The sequence below is a fragment of the Nonomuraea sp. NPDC050153 genome, assembly GCF_044460125.1.
Classification (GTDB): domain Bacteria; phylum Actinomycetota; class Actinomycetes; order Streptosporangiales; family Streptosporangiaceae; genus Nonomuraea.
The window spans coordinates 276,465-291,848 of record NZ_JBITJQ010000003.1; the positions used below are offsets into that span (position 1 = coordinate 276,465).

Here is a 15,384-nt window from a genome sequence, read left to right on the forward strand (position 1 = left end):
CGTGCAAGACCAACCACGCCATCAACTGGGGCAACGGCGGGATGCGCCTCCACAACTGGAACGGCGCCCGCTGCCCCGGCGTTGGTCAGGCCCCTCTCCCGCTTCCGCAGAGAAGGCGTAGGTGGGCGTCATGACAGGCGACTGGGTCCCGCTGCATGTCGCTGTCAAGCGCATCAGAGAGGCGACCGGCCGACACCCGAAGGTGGCTGACATCCACCGCCTGGGTGACGAGGACGAGCTGATCGTCGAGTGGCTGCACGACCACTACGGCGTGCTGGAGTCCTCTCTCGCCGCCTACCTGAACGACCTGGCCGCCCACGGGGGCGACGACCAGACCGCAGGCCCGACCGTGGGCGGCGGCCCCGAACTGCCGCTGGAGATCGAAGCCGACTATCAGCGCCGCAAGGACGAGCCGTGATCAGCCAAGAGCAGGCCAGGACGCTCGCCCGCAAGTACCGGTCGAAGGTCGACTTCATCACCCGCCTGGCCGCGTTCTCCGCTGCCCTCGCTGGCGGCGCCAACAAGTGGGACGCCCTTCGCAGGCTCGGCATCACATCGCATCCGGCCGCCTACCGGTACGCCCGATGGGAGCAGCAGTTGCGGAGCGAACTGGCGGCAGCGAGAAGCAACGACACCCCCAACGACGAGGGAGACGAGCAGCAGTGACGCTGTCCACGCCCGCGGGCCGCTTCATCGGCCGATGGGAGAGCAACACGCCAGAGTGGGACGCCGCCCGCGCTCAGCGGCTCGGCGGGTCCCGCATGGCCGCCTTGCTTGGTCTGTCGCCGTGGGAGTCGCCCTACTCGGTGTGGTGCCAGATGGCTGGCCTGGTCGACAAGGACAAGCAGACCAGAGCGCAGGCGCGCGGCCACTATCTGGAGTCCGGGATCGCGGACTGGTTCGCTGACCAGCACCCCGAGTATGAGGTCCGTCCGGCTGGCACGTACGTGCACGCGGAGCGGGACTACCAGCTCGCCAACCCGGACCGTCTGTTGCTCGGCATGCCCGGCCACTTCCCCGAGCCGGGCGTCCGGGCGGGCCTGGAGCTCAAGACGGACGCGGACGCCTCCGGGTGGGGCAAGCCCGGCACGGACGAGATCCCGCCCTACTACCGGCCCCAAGTCCAGTGGTACATGGACACGCTCGGCCTCGACGTGTGGCATGTCGTCGTCCTGACCGGCCGGCTGGACTTCCGCGAGTACGTCGTCCACTACGACGCCGACGACTGCGCGTGGATGCGCGACCAGGCCGAGGACTTTCTGTCGTCGCTGTACTGGCGGGAGATGCCGGACCTGGACCACCACCCGGCCACCTACGCCGCAGCGCGCAAGCTGCACCCGCAGATCGACCGGGACTCGGCGTTCATCGCCGACCTGGACCTGGCGGTCGAGTTCATCGACGCCACCACCGGCCTCGCCGAAGCGCAGGAGCGCGAGCAGGCCGCCCGAGCCCGGCTGCTGGCCGCCATGGGGTCCGCGCACCGCGCCTACTACGACGGCCACCGGCTGGCCCGCCGCCAAGCCAAGAGCGGCGGCACGCCCTACCTGGTGACCGAACAGAACCTCCCTGACCTTTCCGACCTCCTCCGAGGAGTTGCGGCATGACCGTGACCGACAACCTGCCCGCCGTGCAGGGGCATGGGGCGCTGGCCATCCAGCCCGCCCAGTCGATGTGGACGCCCGAGCAGCGCGCCGTGCTCGGCAGCATGGGCGTGGACGGCGAATGCACCAACGCCGAACTCGCCGGGTTCCTGCACCTGTGCCAGCGGCGCGAACTGGACCCGTTCCTCAAGCAGGTGTACCTGATCGGCCGCTACGACAAGCGCGCCGGCCGGAAGGTGTTCACCCCGCAGACCGGCATCGACGGCTTCCGCGTGATCGCCCGCCGCGCCGCGGACAAGTCCGGCATCGACTACGAGTACGAGGACACCGTCTGGTTCGACGCCGACGGCGCCCAGCATGAGGTGTGGCTGACCGACGCTCCGCCCGTCGCGGCCAAGGTCGTGGTGATCCGCAACGGCAAGCGGTTCTCCGGCGTTGCCCGGTACGCCGCCTACGTGGACCGGGACCGCGACGGCAACCCGAAGAACCAGTGGAAGACCAGCCCGGATGGCCAGATCGAGAAGTGCGCCGAAGCGAAGGCACTGCGCCGCGCGTTTCCCGAGGACCTGGGCGGCATGTACAGCGACGTCGAGATGGAGCACCTTGACGACGAGACGCCGCGCGAGACGATCCAGGGCCAGACGATCCGGGAGGCGGTGGCCGCGCAGAACGGCGACGCCGAGCACGTCGACGGCATGTCCGCCAAGAGGCAGCGCAACCAGATTGCCCTGCTCCTGTCGAAGAAGGGCATCACCACGCCGGACCTGGCGCTGACCTACATGTCCAAGGTCGCCGACCGCGACATCGTCAAGCCCGAGGAACTGACCGGCGCGGAGGCCGCGAAGGTGATGGTGGCACTGGGCCGGGGCGACTTCCTCGACGGCCCGCCGTTCACGCCCGAGCAGGGCGAGGACAACCCGCTCCACTACGACGATGACGAGGTCGCCGAGTCGGAAGGCGGCCAGTCATGAGCGATGTCTTCCAGCGCGGCGAGTCGGGCGCGTTCGAATTCATCTCGGAGGACACGGTCCTCACCCCCGCGGACACGGACGTGTACCTGAAGCGGCTCAACAACGAACTCGCCCGCTCCCAGCTGGCCCTGATGCGGGCGCGTGACGCGGAGGTGATGGCAGAGCGGTCGTTCCTGGAGGCTCGCACCGCGTTCCTGTTTGCTTCTGACGAGGAGCCGCCCGAGGTGGGCCGGAAGGCCGGCCAGGTGTCACAGAAGCAGGCGGACGAGTGGTACGCGGTCCGCATCTCGAAGGAGTACTGGGCGCTTCGTGAGGCGAAGGTCGTCCGGCAGAACGCCTCGGACTACGTGTGGCAGGTCAAGACGCAGGTCGAAGTGATGCGGTCCCTGAACGTCAACGCCAAGGCGCTTTACGACACGCCGGGGCGTGGCCGATGAAGACCCGCGTGCAGCCGTGCTGCTCGAAGGAGACGTTCGCCAACGAGAAGGAAGCCCGCCGGCGTCTGGATCGGATGCGCAACCTCGGCCTGCGGAGTGTCCTGCCGATCGACGTGGAGCGGTGCACGAACGGCTGGCACCTGAAGTTCCCCACGTCGGATTCCGGCCCCACGTCGAAGGTCCGCGCGCAGGTGGAGGCTCGCGACGGTAACCGGTGCGTGAAATGCGGCAAGTCGGTTGCCAGGGATGAGGACTCGGTCCACCACCGCATCCCGCGAGGCCGCGGCGGCACCAATGACGTCGAGAACTTGCTTCTCCTCTGCGGCACGGGCACGACTGGCGATCACGGTTGGGTCGAAGGGAACAGGGCTGCGTCCTACAAGCTCGGCTATCTGGTCGAGACGGGCATCGAGCCTGCCGACGTGCCTGTTCTGGTCGCCGGCTGGGGGTGGCGGTATCCCACCCCGGACGGTCGGTGGATCACTCCCGAGGAGTACGGGATGAACCCTGCCGAACTGGGCGAGGTGGCCTCATGACCGAGGTCACTGCCCGCCAGCTCCGCATCTTGCGAGCGGTGTCGGCCCACATCGAAGAGAACGGCTTCCCGCCGTCCACGGTGTGGATCGGCAAGGCGGCCGGCTTGTCGTCGGACTCGTCGGTGATGCACCAGCTCGGCCAGTTGACGGCCAAGGGTCTGCTGGTCAGGGCGCCTCGTACTCCGCGCGGCCTGGCGCAGGTGCTCACCCCTGGTGTGGTGACGGTCCCGGTCGTGTGGTGCGAGCCATGCGGGAGCGAGTTGCCCGCTGATCACTTCTGTCCTGCCCGTCGTGCCGAATTCGAGCACGGCTCCCCTTCCGACCTCGACTCTCCCGCCTGAGGAGGCTCACGTGTCCGAGCGAAGCGATTTCGCCGACATCGAGTACCCAGTCATCGACGTGTGGGCGGTCCTCGCCGACCCGGACATCCCTTGCGACGTGGGGCAGCGGCTTCTGTCCCGTCAGCGGGCCCGTGCCATGGGTTTGCCCCCGGATGTGGTGCCGGAGGCGGACAAGCCGTTCCTGGCCCGCCACATCGTCAACCTGCCCGAGGAGACCCCGTGATCATGCCGACTCCCAAGCCTGAGGGCTGTGGTGGCTGCCTCGCCCGCGTGTTCCTGGCCGTGCTGGTCGGGGTGGCGGGTGCCTTCCTGGTCGTGCTCCTCATCGTCGCCGCCTTCACGACCTAGCCCCTGATCTTCCGCCGCTGGCCTGGACCGTATCGGGGGCCGGGCTAGCGGCGGCACAACCCCCAGACCAAGCAGCGAAAGGAGGCGAAATGTCAGTCCGGGATACGGCGGCGGATCTCCGCAAGGAGGTCGTCGGTCGGTATGGCCGCAAGGGCGAGCGCTTCGCCTTCCGCTCTGGGCATGTCTGTGCGGAGCCCGGCGAGGCGCAGCGCCCGGTCTTGCTCAATGTTGAGGGCTTCGGCGACGGCGATGACGTTCGCTGCCTGGGGGGTGCGGGGCTGCGTGCCCCAGTTGTTGATCGTGTTGCGGTTCACCTTGCTGCGCTGGGCAAGCCATGCTTTGGTCTTGCCCTGCCTGTTGAGGGTGGCCTCGATGAGGTCGAGGAACGGGCGGGCGGGGGCGTTGTCGCTCACACCTCCATGTCTACAGAGATGACCAGAGTTGTCACGCCTGTTTCCCTTTCCATTTGCGCTCAGAGTCGCATAGAGTTGCCTAGAGACGCCCAGAGATTGGAAGGAGTAGGTGACGTGTATCTATCCACCGCGCAGACCTGCGGCCGACTGAACATCGGCCGAGACACGCTGCGCAAGCGCATCCGCAACGGCGAGCTGGTCGCCATCAAAGGCGAGGCCCGCAACTCGCACGTGAAGGTCTCCCTCGCCTCCATCGAGGCGTACGAGGAGCGCCGCCGGATCGCGGGGTCTGCCGCATGAACGAGTTGGCACTGACTGAGTCGCCCTTGCTGCGGGCCCAGTACGCGGACCGGGTTGACGTTCTCGACAAGGTCAAGGCGCTGGTCTTCCTGCCTGACGGCCTTCACCTGTCCACCGAGTTGGTCGCCGACTACTACGAGGTGGACGTGGACGCCATCGAGAGCGTCGTCCGGCGTAACCGGTCGGAATTGGAGAGCAACGGCTACCGAGTCCTGCGCGGCCAGGAACTGCGCGAGTTTGAGACCGTCAACCTGACGGGCTCAAAGCGGCGGGCGTACGCCCTGTTCACCCGTCGCGCGATCCTCAACGTCGGCCAGATGCTTGTTGAGTCGCCCATCTCGACAGCGGTCCGCAAGCACCTGCTGGACATGGAGGAGCGCGCTCGGGAGATCTACCTCGCCAGCAGGGCCATGCAGCAGGCCGAGTCTCAGGTGCTTCAGCCGAAGACCTTCCCCTTCGCTGACGTCGTGGTGCTCATGCGGCAGGAGTACGGCGTCCGGATCTCCGTCAAGGACCTGACCGAGACGTTGCGGCAGGGCGGCGTCCTGCGCCAGGACGAGCGCAAGCCGAAGACCAAGTACGAGGCGATGTTCTGGCACACGGGCAGCGCCTATGAGGTTCACGCCCACCACATCAAGGGCCTGTACCACATCTACGAGTCCACGAAGCTTCGCCTTCAGGCTGCGACGCAGCGCGCCCTGCCAATAGATCCTCCCGGCTGGCCTGAGCTTCCCCTGGAAGGTGCCTAATGGATCCACTCGACGCGGTCGCCCCGTACCCAAGGCGGCAACTGGACGTCACCGCCTCCGCTCTGATCAAGCACTTTGCGGCGTTCGGGGAGATGCACACCCGCCTCGCCGACGAGTTCATCGGGGACGAGTCCCAGTACCGGACATCGCTCGGACACGTCGTGTCCAGCTTCACCACCGTCTACCTGCTGACCGAGATCCGCTCCCGGCTCGGCGTCGAGGTGGCCGACGACGTGGCCCGCGAACTCTGGTCCGCATGGCAGGACGGCGAAATCCCGCCGTGGCTGTGGGACTGGGCGGACGAGGAAGGACTCGACCACAACCGGATCGCCGCCGCTGCCAACGAGGTGGCGCGGAACCTCCGAGCCAAGGCCGCTCTTCTTGCGCCTGATGCGCATCCCGGCCAGACCGAGATCCCCACCTCCTAGAACTTTCCGCCACCCACTTCCGGGTGAGCGGCGGCGCACAACCCGAACCACCTCAGCAAGGAGATCGCATGGGACGCCACAGCACCGCACAGGCAGAGCGCAAAGACACCCCCGTCCATCGGGCGTGGAGGCGCCTACCGGAGCCTTTCCGGGGCCGCGTGTGGGATTGGCGGCAGCGCTGGCGGGCCTTCTGGGACCGCCTCTACAAGCCCAAAGGCGACTGGGACAAGGACCTGCCCGACCACCCGCTGGTGTGGGTCGAGTCCATGAAGTTGGGCGCCTACGCGGTGGGTGCCGCGATCCGCAAGACCCGCCGCCAGCGCGGCGATCTCCTCCCCGACCACAGCAAGGAGCAGTCATGACCATCACTCTCGCTGAGGCCGCAGTTCCACTCACGATCGTGGAGAAGGGCCAGATGGAGTGCGACATCGCCGACTGCGCGAACATCTACGGCCACCCCGTCGTCGTCGACCACCCCACGCTCACTCCCCGCCAGCAGCTCCGTCAGGCCGCCGCCTTGTGCGGGTGGCGGGAGACCGTCGCCGGGCTCGTCGTCTGCCCCGACTGCGTGAACGGCCCGGTCGGGATCGTCGTCCCAGGCTGGGCGCAGAGGTGGGCGCCCCCGTCCGAGATCGAACTGCAGGTGATCCCGCCCGTCATGAACGGCGACACCCAGCAGACCCTCACCATCCCCGCCGTCGTCGAGCCCGCCGGCGGCCACCCGTACGAGAAGACCCCGGCCTGAGCGCCGGCCCCAACCATTTCGACTTCAGGAGAGACCTGATGAGCACCGAAACCCCCGAGACGAAGAACCCGTACCAGGCCCGCCGCGAGGCGATCTGCCGCGCTATCGAGGCGTGGCAGCAGGAGGACGGCAGCGACTCCGGCCACGAGTTGGTCGACGCTGACGCCCTGGACGCCTGCCTGAACGATGTGGGTCTGTTCCTGCTGCCCCGTTCGACTGGGCACGGCGCGTGGCGGGTGCTCGTGGACGGCCAGCCCGCCCCGTACCCCGGCCAGGAGGGGCCGTCGCACCCGATGGGCGCGGAGGAGGCCGTCGAGGCGTTCCTGACCGCGACAGGCGGCGACTACTACAACGAGAAGCAGATCGGGATCCGGCCTGCGACTGACCGGGAGATGGTCACGTCGGCCGTCATCGGCGACACCGCCGTCCACGAGGACCCCACGAGGATCGCCCCGACCGTGTTCATGGTCGAGACCGAGGAGAACGTCGGCGCGACCCTGGTCCGGATGATCGACAAGGACGGCCGGGAGGTCATGGTCGGCCTCGACGACAACACGCGGCGAGTGCTCTCGTCGATGCTCAGCCAGGACGGTGCGGCATGAGCTATGCCCACTTCAGCGCGGACTGCGACCAGCACCACGACCTCGTTCGAGACTTCGGCGGCGACCGCCCGCCGATCGTGGTCCTGTGCGGCAGCACGAGGTTCTTCCAGGCGTTCCGCCGGGAGAACCTGCGTCTCACCCTCGCCGGGACGATCGTGCTCAGCATCGGCTGCGACACCAAGGCCGACGAGGACATCGCCGAGATCCAGGACATGGAGCAGGTCAAAGCCGACCTCGATGAGCTCCACAAGCGGAAGATCGACCTCGCCGACGAAGTGTTCGTCCTCAACGTTGGCGGCTATGTCGGCGAGAGCACCCGCAGCGAGGTCGAGTACGCAGAGAAGCTCGGCAAGCCCGTCCGCTACCTGGAGCCCGTCGAGGCTGAGACGGCGGGTGCCCGATGAGCGACATCACCTCCGAGAGGGTCGCCGCCGCCGTCTGTGAGGGCGTCGTCGGCGGGTGGCGGGACAGCCTGGCGGGCGCCCTGTCCGTGACCGCCGAGGACGGCATGCTCAGCCTGTCGGTCGCCAGGTGGGACGCCGACGACACCGAAACGGTCCGCCACTACAGGGCGGTCGTCGTCCCGGGCGAGACCGAGCCGATCGTGCTGCCCCGCCCCGACCTTGAGGACGGCCTGGAGTTCGAGGGCGAACCCTACGACAACGTGGACGACTCGGACGGCTGGCAGGTGTGCGCCGCCGGGCCCAAGGGGCGCACGACCGGGCTGAAGTACGCGGACAGCATCCTGTTCCGGGGCTGCGGACACATCTCCACCGCTGAGGCTCGCCGGTTCGCTGCCGCTCTGGTCGCGAAGGCTGACGCTGTAGAGGCCGCTCAGGCAGAGCTGAACGGCGGCGGCCATGTCTGAGCCTGTCACCCCTGAGCCCCTGGAAGAGCCGGTGCAGGACACTCCCTCACCCTGGCCGGGAGACCACATGCGGGATGTCTGGGACGCCATGCTCGCCGACCCAAGAGGCGGTACACGATGACCGCCCTCGACCAGATCGCCCCATACCCGCGCACCGAGGAAGCGGCCACTGCGGAGGCGCTGAGAACGCACCTGCTGGCTTTCGCCTACACCGTCTTCTGGGCGATGCCCGAGAGGCCGGGAGGCAGCCTGGACGCCGCCCTGGTGGCGCAGACGTGCGGCGTCGCCCACCTGCTCGGCCGCATCACCGACAGAGACGGCCCAGCAGTCGCTGACGAGGTCGCCCGGCACCTGTGGCGGGAGTGGCAGGACATCGGCGCCCTCGGCTGGGACCTGACCAGATCTCTGGAGGAGGCCGGGATCCGCGCGGACGACGTCATCGCCGCCGCTGTCCAGGCAGACCCTCAGGACGGAGGCGACACCCGTGCCTGAACAGACGACCGTGGACTTCGACCTCCTCCGAGACATCGCCGACGCCACCGACAGGGAACTGGTCAGGCTCAACGCCGAACGCGCGGACCTCGCGGGCGAGCTGGCCGTCCTGCGCGACCACGTAGCCGCCATGGAAGCCGACACCCGCGTCCGGGTTGCTGCAGCCTTCGACCGGGACACCCTTCGGCACGAAATCGTCCGCATCTTCACGGCAGGCATCGCTGGCGGCTTCCCTCCAGCCCGTATCGCGGACGAGGCCATGTCCGCCTTCTGGAAGGCGGTCACGTCGTGAACCTCTCTGACATCGCCGCGTTCTTGAACTCCGCCGCAGGCTGGGCGTGGCTGGCCGGCGGCGGCGTGGTCGCGGTCCTCCTCGCCGCCGCCGCGGTGGCAGGGATGCGGCGCCGTGTCCGTCGTCTCCGCTCTGTCGCCGAGATGGCAGACCCGGCCTACAACCCGGCCCTGGACCGCCACCAGCGGATCCTCCGCGAGGCGCTGCGCGAGGAGGTCGACGATGTTTGACCTCCTCCGCGACATCTGCGCGGTCATCGGCGCCCTCGTCGTGGCTGCTCTTGGGTTCACCGCCACCTGGGCACTGAAGGACGCCCTGACCGGCTGGCGAGCCCGGCGCGACCGCCAGCAGCGGGAGACCGAGGCTGCCGTCGACCAATTGGCCACCGACATCACGGCCTTCGAGTTGCTGACGTCGGCCCGTGACGTTTGGGGAGACGGCGATGACTGAGCGCGCGACCCTGAACCTGTTCGCCGGCCCTGGCGGCTGGGACATGGGCGCCCGCCTCCTCGGCCTGTCGCAGGAGATCCGCGGCTACGACATCGACGCGGACGCCTGCGCCACGGCGGCAGCCGCCGGGTTCAACCGGGTCCGAGGCAGCGTGAAGGATCTCGACCCGGACAGCATGCGGGACGTGACCGGCGCGATCATCTCCCCGCCGTGCCCGACTTTCAGCGCCTCCGGCAAACGGACGGGTGTCAATGACGTCCCGCTGATCCTGGACGCGATCGAAGCGCTGGGGAACGCTCAGGCCGGCATGGGCCCGGACGACGCCTACGCCAAGGTCTACGACCAGGTGCAGGACCCCAGGTCCGCGCTGGTGATCGAGACGTTGCGGTTCGCGCTCCGGCTGCCGCATCTGCAGTGGCTGGTGTGCGAGCAGGTCCCCGCGGTGGACTGGATCTGGCAGAACGTGTGCGCCGAACTGGCGATGGTCCACGACTTCCTCTCGTGCGCAGTCGTCACTATCGACGCCGCGGATCTCGGTGTGGCGTCGAAGCGGGCGCGCTCGTTCGTGATCGCCACCCGCCACCAGGTCCGGGACCTCGCCTCACTGCCAGTGACGTCGTGGTGGACCTGCGGCCGGTTCCAAGCGCCTCAGGTCAAGGCCAACCTGTCCAGATCCGTTTTCCCTCGGGTGACGATGGCGCAGGCTCTCGGCTGGCCGGCAGGTGAGCGAGTCAACACCCGCGGGGCGCGCAGGACATCCGGCGGCAACGAGTTCTCCGCGGATCAGGTGTCGTGGTGCCTGACGGAGAAGGCCCGCTCGTGGAAGCGCGTCTCTGACGGCGCCCAGCTCACTGCGGCGCAGGCGGGACATCTGACCGGCTTCCCTCCGGACTACCCGTGGCGCGGATCCAGGAGCAAGCAGTTCCTTCAGGCCGCGGACGTCGTGTCCCCTCCCGTCGCCGCCGCGGTCCTCGGGACGGCGCTGGGACTCGACTGGGAGCCCGCCGTCCGCGCCTACCTGGCCGCCCTCTACCCGTCCGCTACGGAGCCGCAGGGCGGCTTCCAGCCCTCACTGTTCGAGGAGGTCGCGTGATGACCAACCTCCTCTCCTGCTGCCAGCGAGTCCTCTTGGACCACTACCAGGACTGTGACGCCCGCCGGGACACCCGACCGCGGGTCCAGACCTTCAACGTCCGCCAGTGCGCGGCCTGCCCTCACCCTGACGTGCTTCACAGCATTCGTTCCAACGGCTCCCGAGGTGGCTGCTCTGTCTCGACTGGGGCGTCGGCTGAGCCGTGCGGATGCCCTGGGTTCGCTGCGGCTCCTCCCGTGGACTCTCCGACCTCTTCCGGACTCGTCCGGACAGTCGAGTCCACCCCCACTACAGACGGACCCACACGGACGGAGAGCAGTGATGCCTGAGCCGTACTTCAAGAGCGACGGCGTAGAGCTGCACCTCGGAGACATGCGGGAGGTACTGCCCGCACTCGGCATCACGGCGGACCTCGTGCTCGCCGACCCTCCCTACCAGGAGACGAGCTTGGCGTGGGACCGCTGGCCAGACGGCTGGCTGAAGGTCGCCGCTGAAGTTTCGTCCTCGCTGTGGTGCTTCGGGTCGCTCCGCATGTTCGGCGACCGTTGGAGCGAGTTCCGCGACGCCGCATGGGCGCTCTCTCAGGACTTGATCTGGGAGAAGCACAACGGGTCCGGCTTCCAGAACGACCGGTTCAAGCGCGTCCACGAAGTGGCGACCCACTGGTACCGCGGCGCGTGGGCCGACCAGCACCGCGACGTCCCAGTCACCAACGACGCCGTAAAGCACCAGATGAGGCGAAAGGCGCGGCCGACGCACATGGGCGAGATCGGCGCCGCGACTTACCTGTCCGAGGACGGCGGGCCGCGCCTCATGCGATCGGTGATCTTCTGCCGGTCCATGCATGGCCGCGCTCTGCACCCCACCGAGAAGCCAGTCGGAATCCTTGACCCACTCATTCGTTACGCCTGCCCAACGGGGGGGGGTAGTGCTCGACCCGTTCGCCGGATCGGGCTCCACGTTGGAGGCCGCCCGCCTCTCCGGCCGTCGCGCCATCGGCATCGAGGCCGACGAGATGTACGCCGAGAAGGCCGCTCTTCGCCTGTCTCAAGCCCCTCTGGACTTGTTCTCGGAGGCCTCTGATGCCTGAGACCCCCTCCACCCCCTCCCCCCTGTCCTCTCCCTCACGGATGGAGACACGTGATGGCGACTGAGGCGTGGATCGATACCGCGTGCCGCACGGACGAGGAACTGGCTCGCCGCGGCGTCGGCCCGTCACCACTAGCGGACGCCCGGCACGTGGTGGGCGAACTCGAAGAAGAGATCGACCCCGTCATGCAGGGTCGCGGCTCCCGCTGGCTTCGCCGGAATCGGCCTGCCGAGTGGGAGTTGCTGATCGACGTCCTTGGGCTGCCAGAGGGTGAGGCGCTCACGCCATGGCCGCCCACAGACGATGACGCGTGGATGGTGGTGTGCGGTCGGGAGGCTCGCGCCGACCAGGCCGCCGTCGAGGCGGCATACCAGGCTGCGCTCGCCGAACCCGACCCCGTCCAGGACGGCACCGAGCCGGACGACAAGCCTGCGCCGATCCAGCGGATCAACTGGAAGTGGCAGGACGACGCGATCTGCACGGATGACCCGCTGCTCTTCTTCGGACCGGACGGCGAACGGCAGCCCGAACGAGACCTGCGAGAGAGCCTCGCCAGCGAACTCTGCTCGTGGTGCCCGGTCCGTACCGAATGCCTCGACTACGCGCTGTCCAGGCCCGAAAAGTACGGGTATTGGGCTGGGCTGAACGAGGACGAGCGGAAGACGGAACGCCGACGGCGGCAGCGACGGGCCTCCTACGAGGCTGAACGCCGAGCGGCTAGTCAGGCGGTCGCGTCATGAACGACTGGCGCTCCCGCGCGGCGTGCAAAGACGTCGACCCGGACCTGTTCTTCCAAGACACTGGCCGGCCATCGCAGCGGCTCACGCGAATCTGCCGCGGCTGCCCGGTGCTGATCACGTGCACTTTCGACGCGCTCCGCCGCAACGATCTCGGCTACCAGGCCGGGCTGTCGAAGCAGGAACGCGACCGGGTCCGCCGATGGGACCGGCAGGCCAAGGTGCGGGCCGCGGCAAGAACTGCACGTCAGGGGCTAGGGGAGCCGTCGTGAGCACGTTTAAGGGCCGCCCAGTGGATGGGCGGCCCCTTCAACCACAAGACGCAAGGGAGCACCTCATGTCAGCAACAACCGTAGCGTTCATACCCCCAGAGGCGGACACTGGCGCGGCACCGATCAACGCGGTCCGTACGGTCACGGGCAAGCACAACCCGCGCTCGTTCACCTCCCCGGACGGGGTCAACTACGAGCTGGTGTACGTCACGCCGGACCTTGCTCAACGCTGGCTGCACCGCAACAACGGCAACCGGCCGCTCCGCGGCGAGGTCGTCGCCAGGCTGGCCCGCGACCTGCAGGCGGGGCGGTTCATGGAGAACGGCGACGCCATCCGCGTCTCCGCCGACGGCGACCTGGCCGACGGCCAGCACCGGCTGAACGCGATCGCCGAGTCCGGGGTCGGCGTGTGGATGCTGGTGGTGTCGAACCTGCCGGCCGAGGCCCGCGCCACCGTGGACGACGGCGTGAAACGCACGATGGGCGACCGGCTCGGTTTCCGCGGCGAAGGGTCACCGAAAACTCTGGCTGCGGTCGTGCGGCGGGCTCTGCTGTGGGATCGGCGGGCGTACACCAACGCCACCTACCAGCCGTCCACGCTGGAGTCGTTCGAGTTCCTCGACCAGAACCCCGACCTGCGCCAAGCAGCGTCCGCGGCGGACCACTACCGCAAGGCGCGCATGCTATCCGGGTCGACGATCGGGTTGTGCTGGTGGCTGTTCGCCCGTCTCGACGCCGACCAGTGCAAGGAGTTCTTCGACCGGCTCCAGGACGGCGCGATGCTGGCCAGCGGCCATCCGGTCCTCACGTTGAGGAACCGGCTCAACGCCCTCAACGCCCAGCCCGGCCGGGTCCCGTTCTCCCACACGACCGCTTTGGCGATCAAAGCGTGGAACTACTACCGCGACGGTGCTGAACTGCGGACGATCCGTCACGCCGAGCATGAGAAGTTCCCGACACCGAAGTAGCCCATCCGAGGGGTGGGCTGCTGATGCTCACCCCTCCTCAACAGAGGGGGGACGTCGTGAACACGCCAGACTTCGTGGCTCGCACACCGCAGCACCTTCACGAGGCTCTCGATACCCGCCGCCGAGCCCTGCGCCTGCCGTGGTGGCGGATCGCCATCCAGTTGAAGACCACCGTTGACCAGGTCCGGCGCATGAAGCACGGACAGGTGACTGGGCCGCTTCGTACCCGGGTCGAGGCTTGGCTGGGCGAGAGGTGAAGACCTCAGTCCTGGGACGTGCTGCTCTCGTACTCGCGCTGGAAGCGGCGGACCTGCTCGCGGGTCAGCTTCAACTCCTTGGCGATCGCGTCCTGCGACACCTCTTGCTGGCGCGCGTCGGCGATGGCCCGGCCGAGGTCGAGGCGGGCGCGTTCGACGAGGGCCCGGGCGTCTTCCTGAGCCTGCTCGTACGCCTTGCGGGCGGCGACTACGTCTCCCATCGGATCCGACACCCCTTCATGGTCTCACGGGTTTGCCTACAACCATGATGGCACACTGTCAACGTGGCATATAGGCATACGCCACATGTGGCGTTGGCATATGATGTAACCGAACACCTAAGCGATCGGGGGGACTGCAGTGGACCAACCGCGAAGACAGGGCCCGCTCCGGACCTGACCGACCCACTCACCTACTGGAGCAAGGCACGTGGCACGCAGCGAGGCGCGGATCTTCACCACCATCTGGCAGGACGTGCAGTTCCTTGTTCTGTCGGAAGGTGCTCAGCGTCTGTACCTCTTCCTCCTCTCACAGCCGGACTTGAGCCATTGCGGGCTCATCGCCCTGCGGGAGAGGAGATGGGCTAGGTCCGCGGCCGGCCTCACCGTCGACCGTGTGACTGCCGCTCTCAAAGAGTTGGACGCAGCCCGGTTCGTCGTCATCGATGAGGACACCGAGGAGGTCCTGATCCGCTCCCTGATCCGGCGTGACCAGATCTGGAAGCAGCCGAACGTCATGAAGTCTGCTCGCGAGGCGGCGCAGCTCATCGAGTCGCCCCACCTCAGAGCGTCCCTGCTGGAGGAGTTGCGGCGCATCCCATCCGAAGAGGCGTCGGAGCTTGCCCGAAGGGTTCTGGCGGACTTCATGGGAGATCTCGCAAAGGGTTCCGGGAACCCTTCGTCTAACCCTTCGGGGAACCCTTCCGTCGAGCCTTCCGCCGACCCCTCGGGAGCCCCTTCCCAGGGGAAAGGGGAGGGTTACGGTGGGAAAGTAGAGGCTTCCCCTCTCCCCGGAATCCCTTCGCCCCTTCCGCCTTCGGCGGCCACGGCTCCGCCGCGCCGCGACCCGGCCAAGCCGATCAACGCAGGCGACGTCATCGCCGCGTACATGGACGGCGCCAAGGAAGCCAAACTTCCCCCACCTGCTGAGTCTCTCCGCAGCCGGGTCGGCAAGCAGGCACGCGCTCTCCTCGCAGACAAGAACACCGACCATGAAGCACTCCTGGTCGCAGCCCGAAACATGGGCGCAGGCGGGTGGCAGGACCTCGCAGTCCAGATGCAGCGCGACGCCGCCGCTGCCAGGGACTCGCCCAGCAACGGCAAGTACGCCCCCGGCTCGGATCCCCACCTGAAGCCCAGCACCACACCCATCGACCCGACGAAGGTGATCTAGAT

At 68.0% G+C, this 15,384-nt stretch carries 29 protein-coding genes and 1 pseudogene; 28 read left to right on the forward strand and 2 right to left on the reverse strand.

Annotated features, from left to right (window positions below):
* Positions 1–130 precede the first annotated feature (130 nt).
* The 9 genes from ACIBQ1_RS09480 to ACIBQ1_RS09520 are packed head-to-tail and all read left to right on the forward strand — an operon-like array spanning position 131 to position 4,234.
* A complete protein-coding gene (locus ACIBQ1_RS09480) occupies positions 131–418 on the forward strand; it encodes a hypothetical protein (protein ID WP_397275935.1) in 288 nt (95 codons plus the stop codon).
* Entirely contained in the window at positions 415–666 is a 252-nt protein-coding gene (locus ACIBQ1_RS09485; protein WP_397275937.1) for a hypothetical protein, read from the forward strand. The genes ACIBQ1_RS09480 and ACIBQ1_RS09485 overlap by 4 nt, the downstream gene beginning before the upstream one ends.
* Entirely contained in the window at positions 663–1,604 is a 942-nt protein-coding gene (locus ACIBQ1_RS09490) for a YqaJ viral recombinase family protein (protein WP_397275938.1), read from the forward strand. Before ACIBQ1_RS09485 ends, ACIBQ1_RS09490 begins: the two co-directional genes overlap by 4 nt.
* The gene (gene bet, locus ACIBQ1_RS09495) at positions 1,601–2,572 is read left to right on the forward strand and encodes a phage recombination protein Bet (RefSeq protein WP_397275940.1); all 972 of its coding nucleotides are present in this window, start codon (positions 1,601–1,603) and stop codon (positions 2,570–2,572) included. The genes ACIBQ1_RS09490 and bet overlap by 4 nt, the downstream gene beginning before the upstream one ends.
* Positions 2,569–3,009, forward strand: a complete 441-nt coding sequence (locus ACIBQ1_RS09500; protein ID WP_397275942.1) for a hypothetical protein — start codon at positions 2,569–2,571, stop codon at positions 3,007–3,009. Before bet ends, ACIBQ1_RS09500 begins: the two co-directional genes overlap by 4 nt.
* Positions 3,006–3,545: an HNH endonuclease gene (locus ACIBQ1_RS09505; protein WP_397275944.1), complete on the forward strand. Its 540-nt coding sequence runs from the start codon at positions 3,006–3,008 to the stop codon at positions 3,543–3,545. The genes ACIBQ1_RS09500 and ACIBQ1_RS09505 overlap by 4 nt, the downstream gene beginning before the upstream one ends.
* A complete protein-coding gene (locus ACIBQ1_RS09510) occupies positions 3,542–3,886 on the forward strand; it encodes a hypothetical protein (protein WP_397275945.1) in 345 nt (114 codons plus the stop codon). The genes ACIBQ1_RS09505 and ACIBQ1_RS09510 overlap by 4 nt, the downstream gene beginning before the upstream one ends.
* Before the next feature lie 10 nt (positions 3,887–3,896).
* Positions 3,897–4,109 carry a hypothetical protein gene (locus tag ACIBQ1_RS09515; protein WP_397275947.1) on the forward strand — a complete coding sequence of 71 codons (213 nt, stop codon included), beginning with the start codon at positions 3,897–3,899 and terminating at the stop codon, positions 4,107–4,109.
* 2 nt (positions 4,110–4,111) lie between these two features.
* The gene (locus ACIBQ1_RS09520) at positions 4,112–4,234 is read left to right on the forward strand and encodes a hypothetical protein (protein ID WP_397275949.1); all 123 of its coding nucleotides are present in this window, start codon (positions 4,112–4,114) and stop codon (positions 4,232–4,234) included.
* A gap of 92 nt (positions 4,235–4,326) precedes the next feature.
* Here ACIBQ1_RS09520 and ACIBQ1_RS09525 read toward each other — a convergent pair whose 3' ends face one another.
* A complete protein-coding gene (locus ACIBQ1_RS09525) occupies positions 4,327–4,647 on the reverse strand; it encodes a helix-turn-helix domain-containing protein (protein ID WP_397275950.1) in 321 nt (106 codons plus the stop codon).
* Positions 4,648–4,761: 114 nt separating this feature from the next.
* Between ACIBQ1_RS09525 and ACIBQ1_RS09530 the strand changes: the two genes are divergently transcribed.
* The 18 genes and pseudogenes from ACIBQ1_RS09530 (at position 4,762) to ACIBQ1_RS09615 (ending at position 13,733) form a co-directional block, all read left to right on the forward strand.
* Positions 4,762–4,947, forward strand: a complete 186-nt coding sequence (locus ACIBQ1_RS09530) for a helix-turn-helix domain-containing protein (RefSeq protein ID WP_397275952.1) — start codon at positions 4,762–4,764, stop codon at positions 4,945–4,947.
* Complete coding sequence (locus tag ACIBQ1_RS09535; RefSeq protein WP_397275953.1) at positions 4,944–5,696, forward strand: hypothetical protein; 753 nt, start codon at positions 4,944–4,946, stop codon at positions 5,694–5,696. The genes ACIBQ1_RS09530 and ACIBQ1_RS09535 overlap by 4 nt, the downstream gene beginning before the upstream one ends.
* On the forward strand, positions 5,696–6,124 hold the full coding sequence (locus ACIBQ1_RS09540) for a hypothetical protein (protein ID WP_397275955.1): 429 nt from the start codon (positions 5,696–5,698) through the stop codon (positions 6,122–6,124). The genes ACIBQ1_RS09535 and ACIBQ1_RS09540 overlap by 1 nt, the downstream gene beginning before the upstream one ends.
* Positions 6,125–6,282: 158 nt before the next feature.
* Positions 6,283–6,486: a hypothetical protein gene (locus tag ACIBQ1_RS09545; protein WP_397275956.1), complete on the forward strand. Its 204-nt coding sequence runs from the start codon at positions 6,283–6,285 to the stop codon at positions 6,484–6,486.
* Positions 6,483–6,869 (forward strand): hypothetical protein, encoded by a 387-nt coding sequence (locus tag ACIBQ1_RS09550; RefSeq protein WP_397275958.1) that lies wholly within the window; start codon positions 6,483–6,485, stop codon positions 6,867–6,869. Before ACIBQ1_RS09545 ends, ACIBQ1_RS09550 begins: the two co-directional genes overlap by 4 nt.
* Before the next feature lie 38 nt (positions 6,870–6,907).
* Complete coding sequence (locus tag ACIBQ1_RS09555; protein WP_397275960.1) at positions 6,908–7,471, forward strand: hypothetical protein; 564 nt, start codon at positions 6,908–6,910, stop codon at positions 7,469–7,471.
* Positions 7,468–7,875 carry a hypothetical protein gene (locus ACIBQ1_RS09560; protein ID WP_397275961.1) on the forward strand — a complete coding sequence of 136 codons (408 nt, stop codon included), beginning with the start codon at positions 7,468–7,470 and terminating at the stop codon, positions 7,873–7,875. Before ACIBQ1_RS09555 ends, ACIBQ1_RS09560 begins: the two co-directional genes overlap by 4 nt.
* The gene (locus ACIBQ1_RS09565) at positions 7,872–8,339 is read left to right on the forward strand and encodes a hypothetical protein (RefSeq protein WP_397275963.1); all 468 of its coding nucleotides are present in this window, start codon (positions 7,872–7,874) and stop codon (positions 8,337–8,339) included. The genes ACIBQ1_RS09560 and ACIBQ1_RS09565 overlap by 4 nt, the downstream gene beginning before the upstream one ends.
* 117 nt (positions 8,340–8,456) lie before the next feature.
* The gene (locus ACIBQ1_RS09570; RefSeq protein WP_397275964.1) at positions 8,457–8,831 is read left to right on the forward strand and encodes a hypothetical protein; all 375 of its coding nucleotides are present in this window, start codon (positions 8,457–8,459) and stop codon (positions 8,829–8,831) included.
* Positions 8,832–8,841: 10 nt separating this feature from the next.
* Positions 8,842–9,123, forward strand: a complete 282-nt coding sequence (locus ACIBQ1_RS09575) for a hypothetical protein (protein ID WP_397275966.1) — start codon at positions 8,842–8,844, stop codon at positions 9,121–9,123.
* Positions 9,120–9,353, forward strand: a complete 234-nt coding sequence (locus tag ACIBQ1_RS09580) for a hypothetical protein (protein ID WP_397275968.1) — start codon at positions 9,120–9,122, stop codon at positions 9,351–9,353. The genes ACIBQ1_RS09575 and ACIBQ1_RS09580 overlap by 4 nt, the downstream gene beginning before the upstream one ends.
* Entirely contained in the window at positions 9,346–9,573 is a 228-nt protein-coding gene (locus tag ACIBQ1_RS09585; RefSeq protein WP_397275969.1) for a hypothetical protein, read from the forward strand. Before ACIBQ1_RS09580 ends, ACIBQ1_RS09585 begins: the two co-directional genes overlap by 8 nt.
* The gene (locus ACIBQ1_RS09590; protein ID WP_397275971.1) at positions 9,566–10,666 is read left to right on the forward strand and encodes a DNA cytosine methyltransferase; all 1,101 of its coding nucleotides are present in this window, start codon (positions 9,566–9,568) and stop codon (positions 10,664–10,666) included. Before ACIBQ1_RS09585 ends, ACIBQ1_RS09590 begins: the two co-directional genes overlap by 8 nt.
* Positions 10,667–11,038: 372 nt before the next feature.
* A pseudogene (locus ACIBQ1_RS09595) lies at positions 11,039–11,518 on the forward strand (DNA methyltransferase); the annotation flags it as partial.
* Positions 11,511–11,756, forward strand: a complete 246-nt coding sequence (locus ACIBQ1_RS09600) for a DNA methyltransferase (protein WP_397276744.1) — start codon at positions 11,511–11,513, stop codon at positions 11,754–11,756. The pseudogene ACIBQ1_RS09595 and the gene ACIBQ1_RS09600, both read left to right, overlap by 8 nt.
* 53 nt (positions 11,757–11,809) lie before the next feature.
* Complete coding sequence (locus tag ACIBQ1_RS09605; protein ID WP_397275973.1) at positions 11,810–12,496, forward strand: WhiB family transcriptional regulator; 687 nt, start codon at positions 11,810–11,812, stop codon at positions 12,494–12,496.
* Complete coding sequence (locus ACIBQ1_RS09610) at positions 12,493–12,765, forward strand: WhiB family transcriptional regulator (RefSeq protein ID WP_397275974.1); 273 nt, start codon at positions 12,493–12,495, stop codon at positions 12,763–12,765. Before ACIBQ1_RS09605 ends, ACIBQ1_RS09610 begins: the two co-directional genes overlap by 4 nt.
* A gap of 65 nt (positions 12,766–12,830) precedes the next feature.
* Positions 12,831–13,733, forward strand: a complete 903-nt coding sequence (locus ACIBQ1_RS09615; protein WP_397275976.1) for a hypothetical protein — start codon at positions 12,831–12,833, stop codon at positions 13,731–13,733.
* 262 nt (positions 13,734–13,995) lie between these two features.
* Here ACIBQ1_RS09615 and ACIBQ1_RS09620 read toward each other — a convergent pair whose 3' ends face one another.
* On the reverse strand, positions 13,996–14,211 hold the full coding sequence (locus tag ACIBQ1_RS09620) for a hypothetical protein (protein ID WP_397275978.1): 216 nt from the start codon (positions 14,209–14,211) through the stop codon (positions 13,996–13,998).
* 208 nt (positions 14,212–14,419) lie between these two features.
* Between ACIBQ1_RS09620 and ACIBQ1_RS09625 the strand changes: the two genes are divergently transcribed.
* A complete protein-coding gene (locus ACIBQ1_RS09625; RefSeq protein WP_397275979.1) occupies positions 14,420–15,382 on the forward strand; it encodes a hypothetical protein in 963 nt (320 codons plus the stop codon).
* The last annotated feature ends 2 nt before the right edge of the window (positions 15,383–15,384 follow it).

Bases quoted from the DNA above. Each gene is read 5' to 3' on its own strand.
- ACIBQ1_RS09610 (WP_397275974.1), top strand. From the start codon at position 12,493: ATGAACGACTGGCGCTCCCGCGCGGCGTGCAAAGACGTCGACCCGGAC.
- ACIBQ1_RS09550 (WP_397275958.1), top strand. From the start codon at position 6,483: ATGACCATCACTCTCGCTGAGGCCGCAGTTCCACTCACGATCGTGGAG.
- ACIBQ1_RS09500 (WP_397275942.1), top strand. From the start codon at position 2,569: ATGAGCGATGTCTTCCAGCGCGGCGAGTCGGGCGCGTTCGAATTCATC.
- ACIBQ1_RS09535 (WP_397275953.1), top strand. From the start codon at position 4,944: ATGAACGAGTTGGCACTGACTGAGTCGCCCTTGCTGCGGGCCCAGTAC.
- ACIBQ1_RS09480 (WP_397275935.1), top strand. From the start codon at position 131: ATGACAGGCGACTGGGTCCCGCTGCATGTCGCTGTCAAGCGCATCAGA.
- ACIBQ1_RS09590 (WP_397275971.1), top strand. From the start codon at position 9,566: ATGACTGAGCGCGCGACCCTGAACCTGTTCGCCGGCCCTGGCGGCTGG.
- bet (WP_397275940.1), top strand. From the start codon at position 1,601: ATGACCGTGACCGACAACCTGCCCGCCGTGCAGGGGCATGGGGCGCTG.
- ACIBQ1_RS09585 (WP_397275969.1), top strand. From the start codon at position 9,346: ATGTTTGACCTCCTCCGCGACATCTGCGCGGTCATCGGCGCCCTCGTC.
- ACIBQ1_RS09615 (WP_397275976.1), top strand. From the start codon at position 12,831: ATGTCAGCAACAACCGTAGCGTTCATACCCCCAGAGGCGGACACTGGC.
- ACIBQ1_RS09620 (WP_397275978.1), bottom strand. From the start codon at position 14,211: ATGGGAGACGTAGTCGCCGCCCGCAAGGCGTACGAGCAGGCTCAGGAA.
- ACIBQ1_RS09565 (WP_397275963.1), top strand. From the start codon at position 7,872: ATGAGCGACATCACCTCCGAGAGGGTCGCCGCCGCCGTCTGTGAGGGC.
- ACIBQ1_RS09555 (WP_397275960.1), top strand. From the start codon at position 6,908: ATGAGCACCGAAACCCCCGAGACGAAGAACCCGTACCAGGCCCGCCGC.
- ACIBQ1_RS09605 (WP_397275973.1), top strand. From the start codon at position 11,810: ATGGCGACTGAGGCGTGGATCGATACCGCGTGCCGCACGGACGAGGAA.
- ACIBQ1_RS09600 (WP_397276744.1), top strand. From the start codon at position 11,511: ATGGCCGCGCTCTGCACCCCACCGAGAAGCCAGTCGGAATCCTTGACC.
- ACIBQ1_RS09510 (WP_397275945.1), top strand. From the start codon at position 3,542: ATGACCGAGGTCACTGCCCGCCAGCTCCGCATCTTGCGAGCGGTGTCG.
- ACIBQ1_RS09540 (WP_397275955.1), top strand. From the start codon at position 5,696: ATGGATCCACTCGACGCGGTCGCCCCGTACCCAAGGCGGCAACTGGAC.
- ACIBQ1_RS09520 (WP_397275949.1), top strand. From the start codon at position 4,112: ATGCCGACTCCCAAGCCTGAGGGCTGTGGTGGCTGCCTCGCCCGCGTG.
- ACIBQ1_RS09560 (WP_397275961.1), top strand. From the start codon at position 7,468: ATGAGCTATGCCCACTTCAGCGCGGACTGCGACCAGCACCACGACCTC.
- ACIBQ1_RS09505 (WP_397275944.1), top strand. From the start codon at position 3,006: ATGAAGACCCGCGTGCAGCCGTGCTGCTCGAAGGAGACGTTCGCCAAC.
- ACIBQ1_RS09570 (WP_397275964.1), top strand. From the start codon at position 8,457: ATGACCGCCCTCGACCAGATCGCCCCATACCCGCGCACCGAGGAAGCG.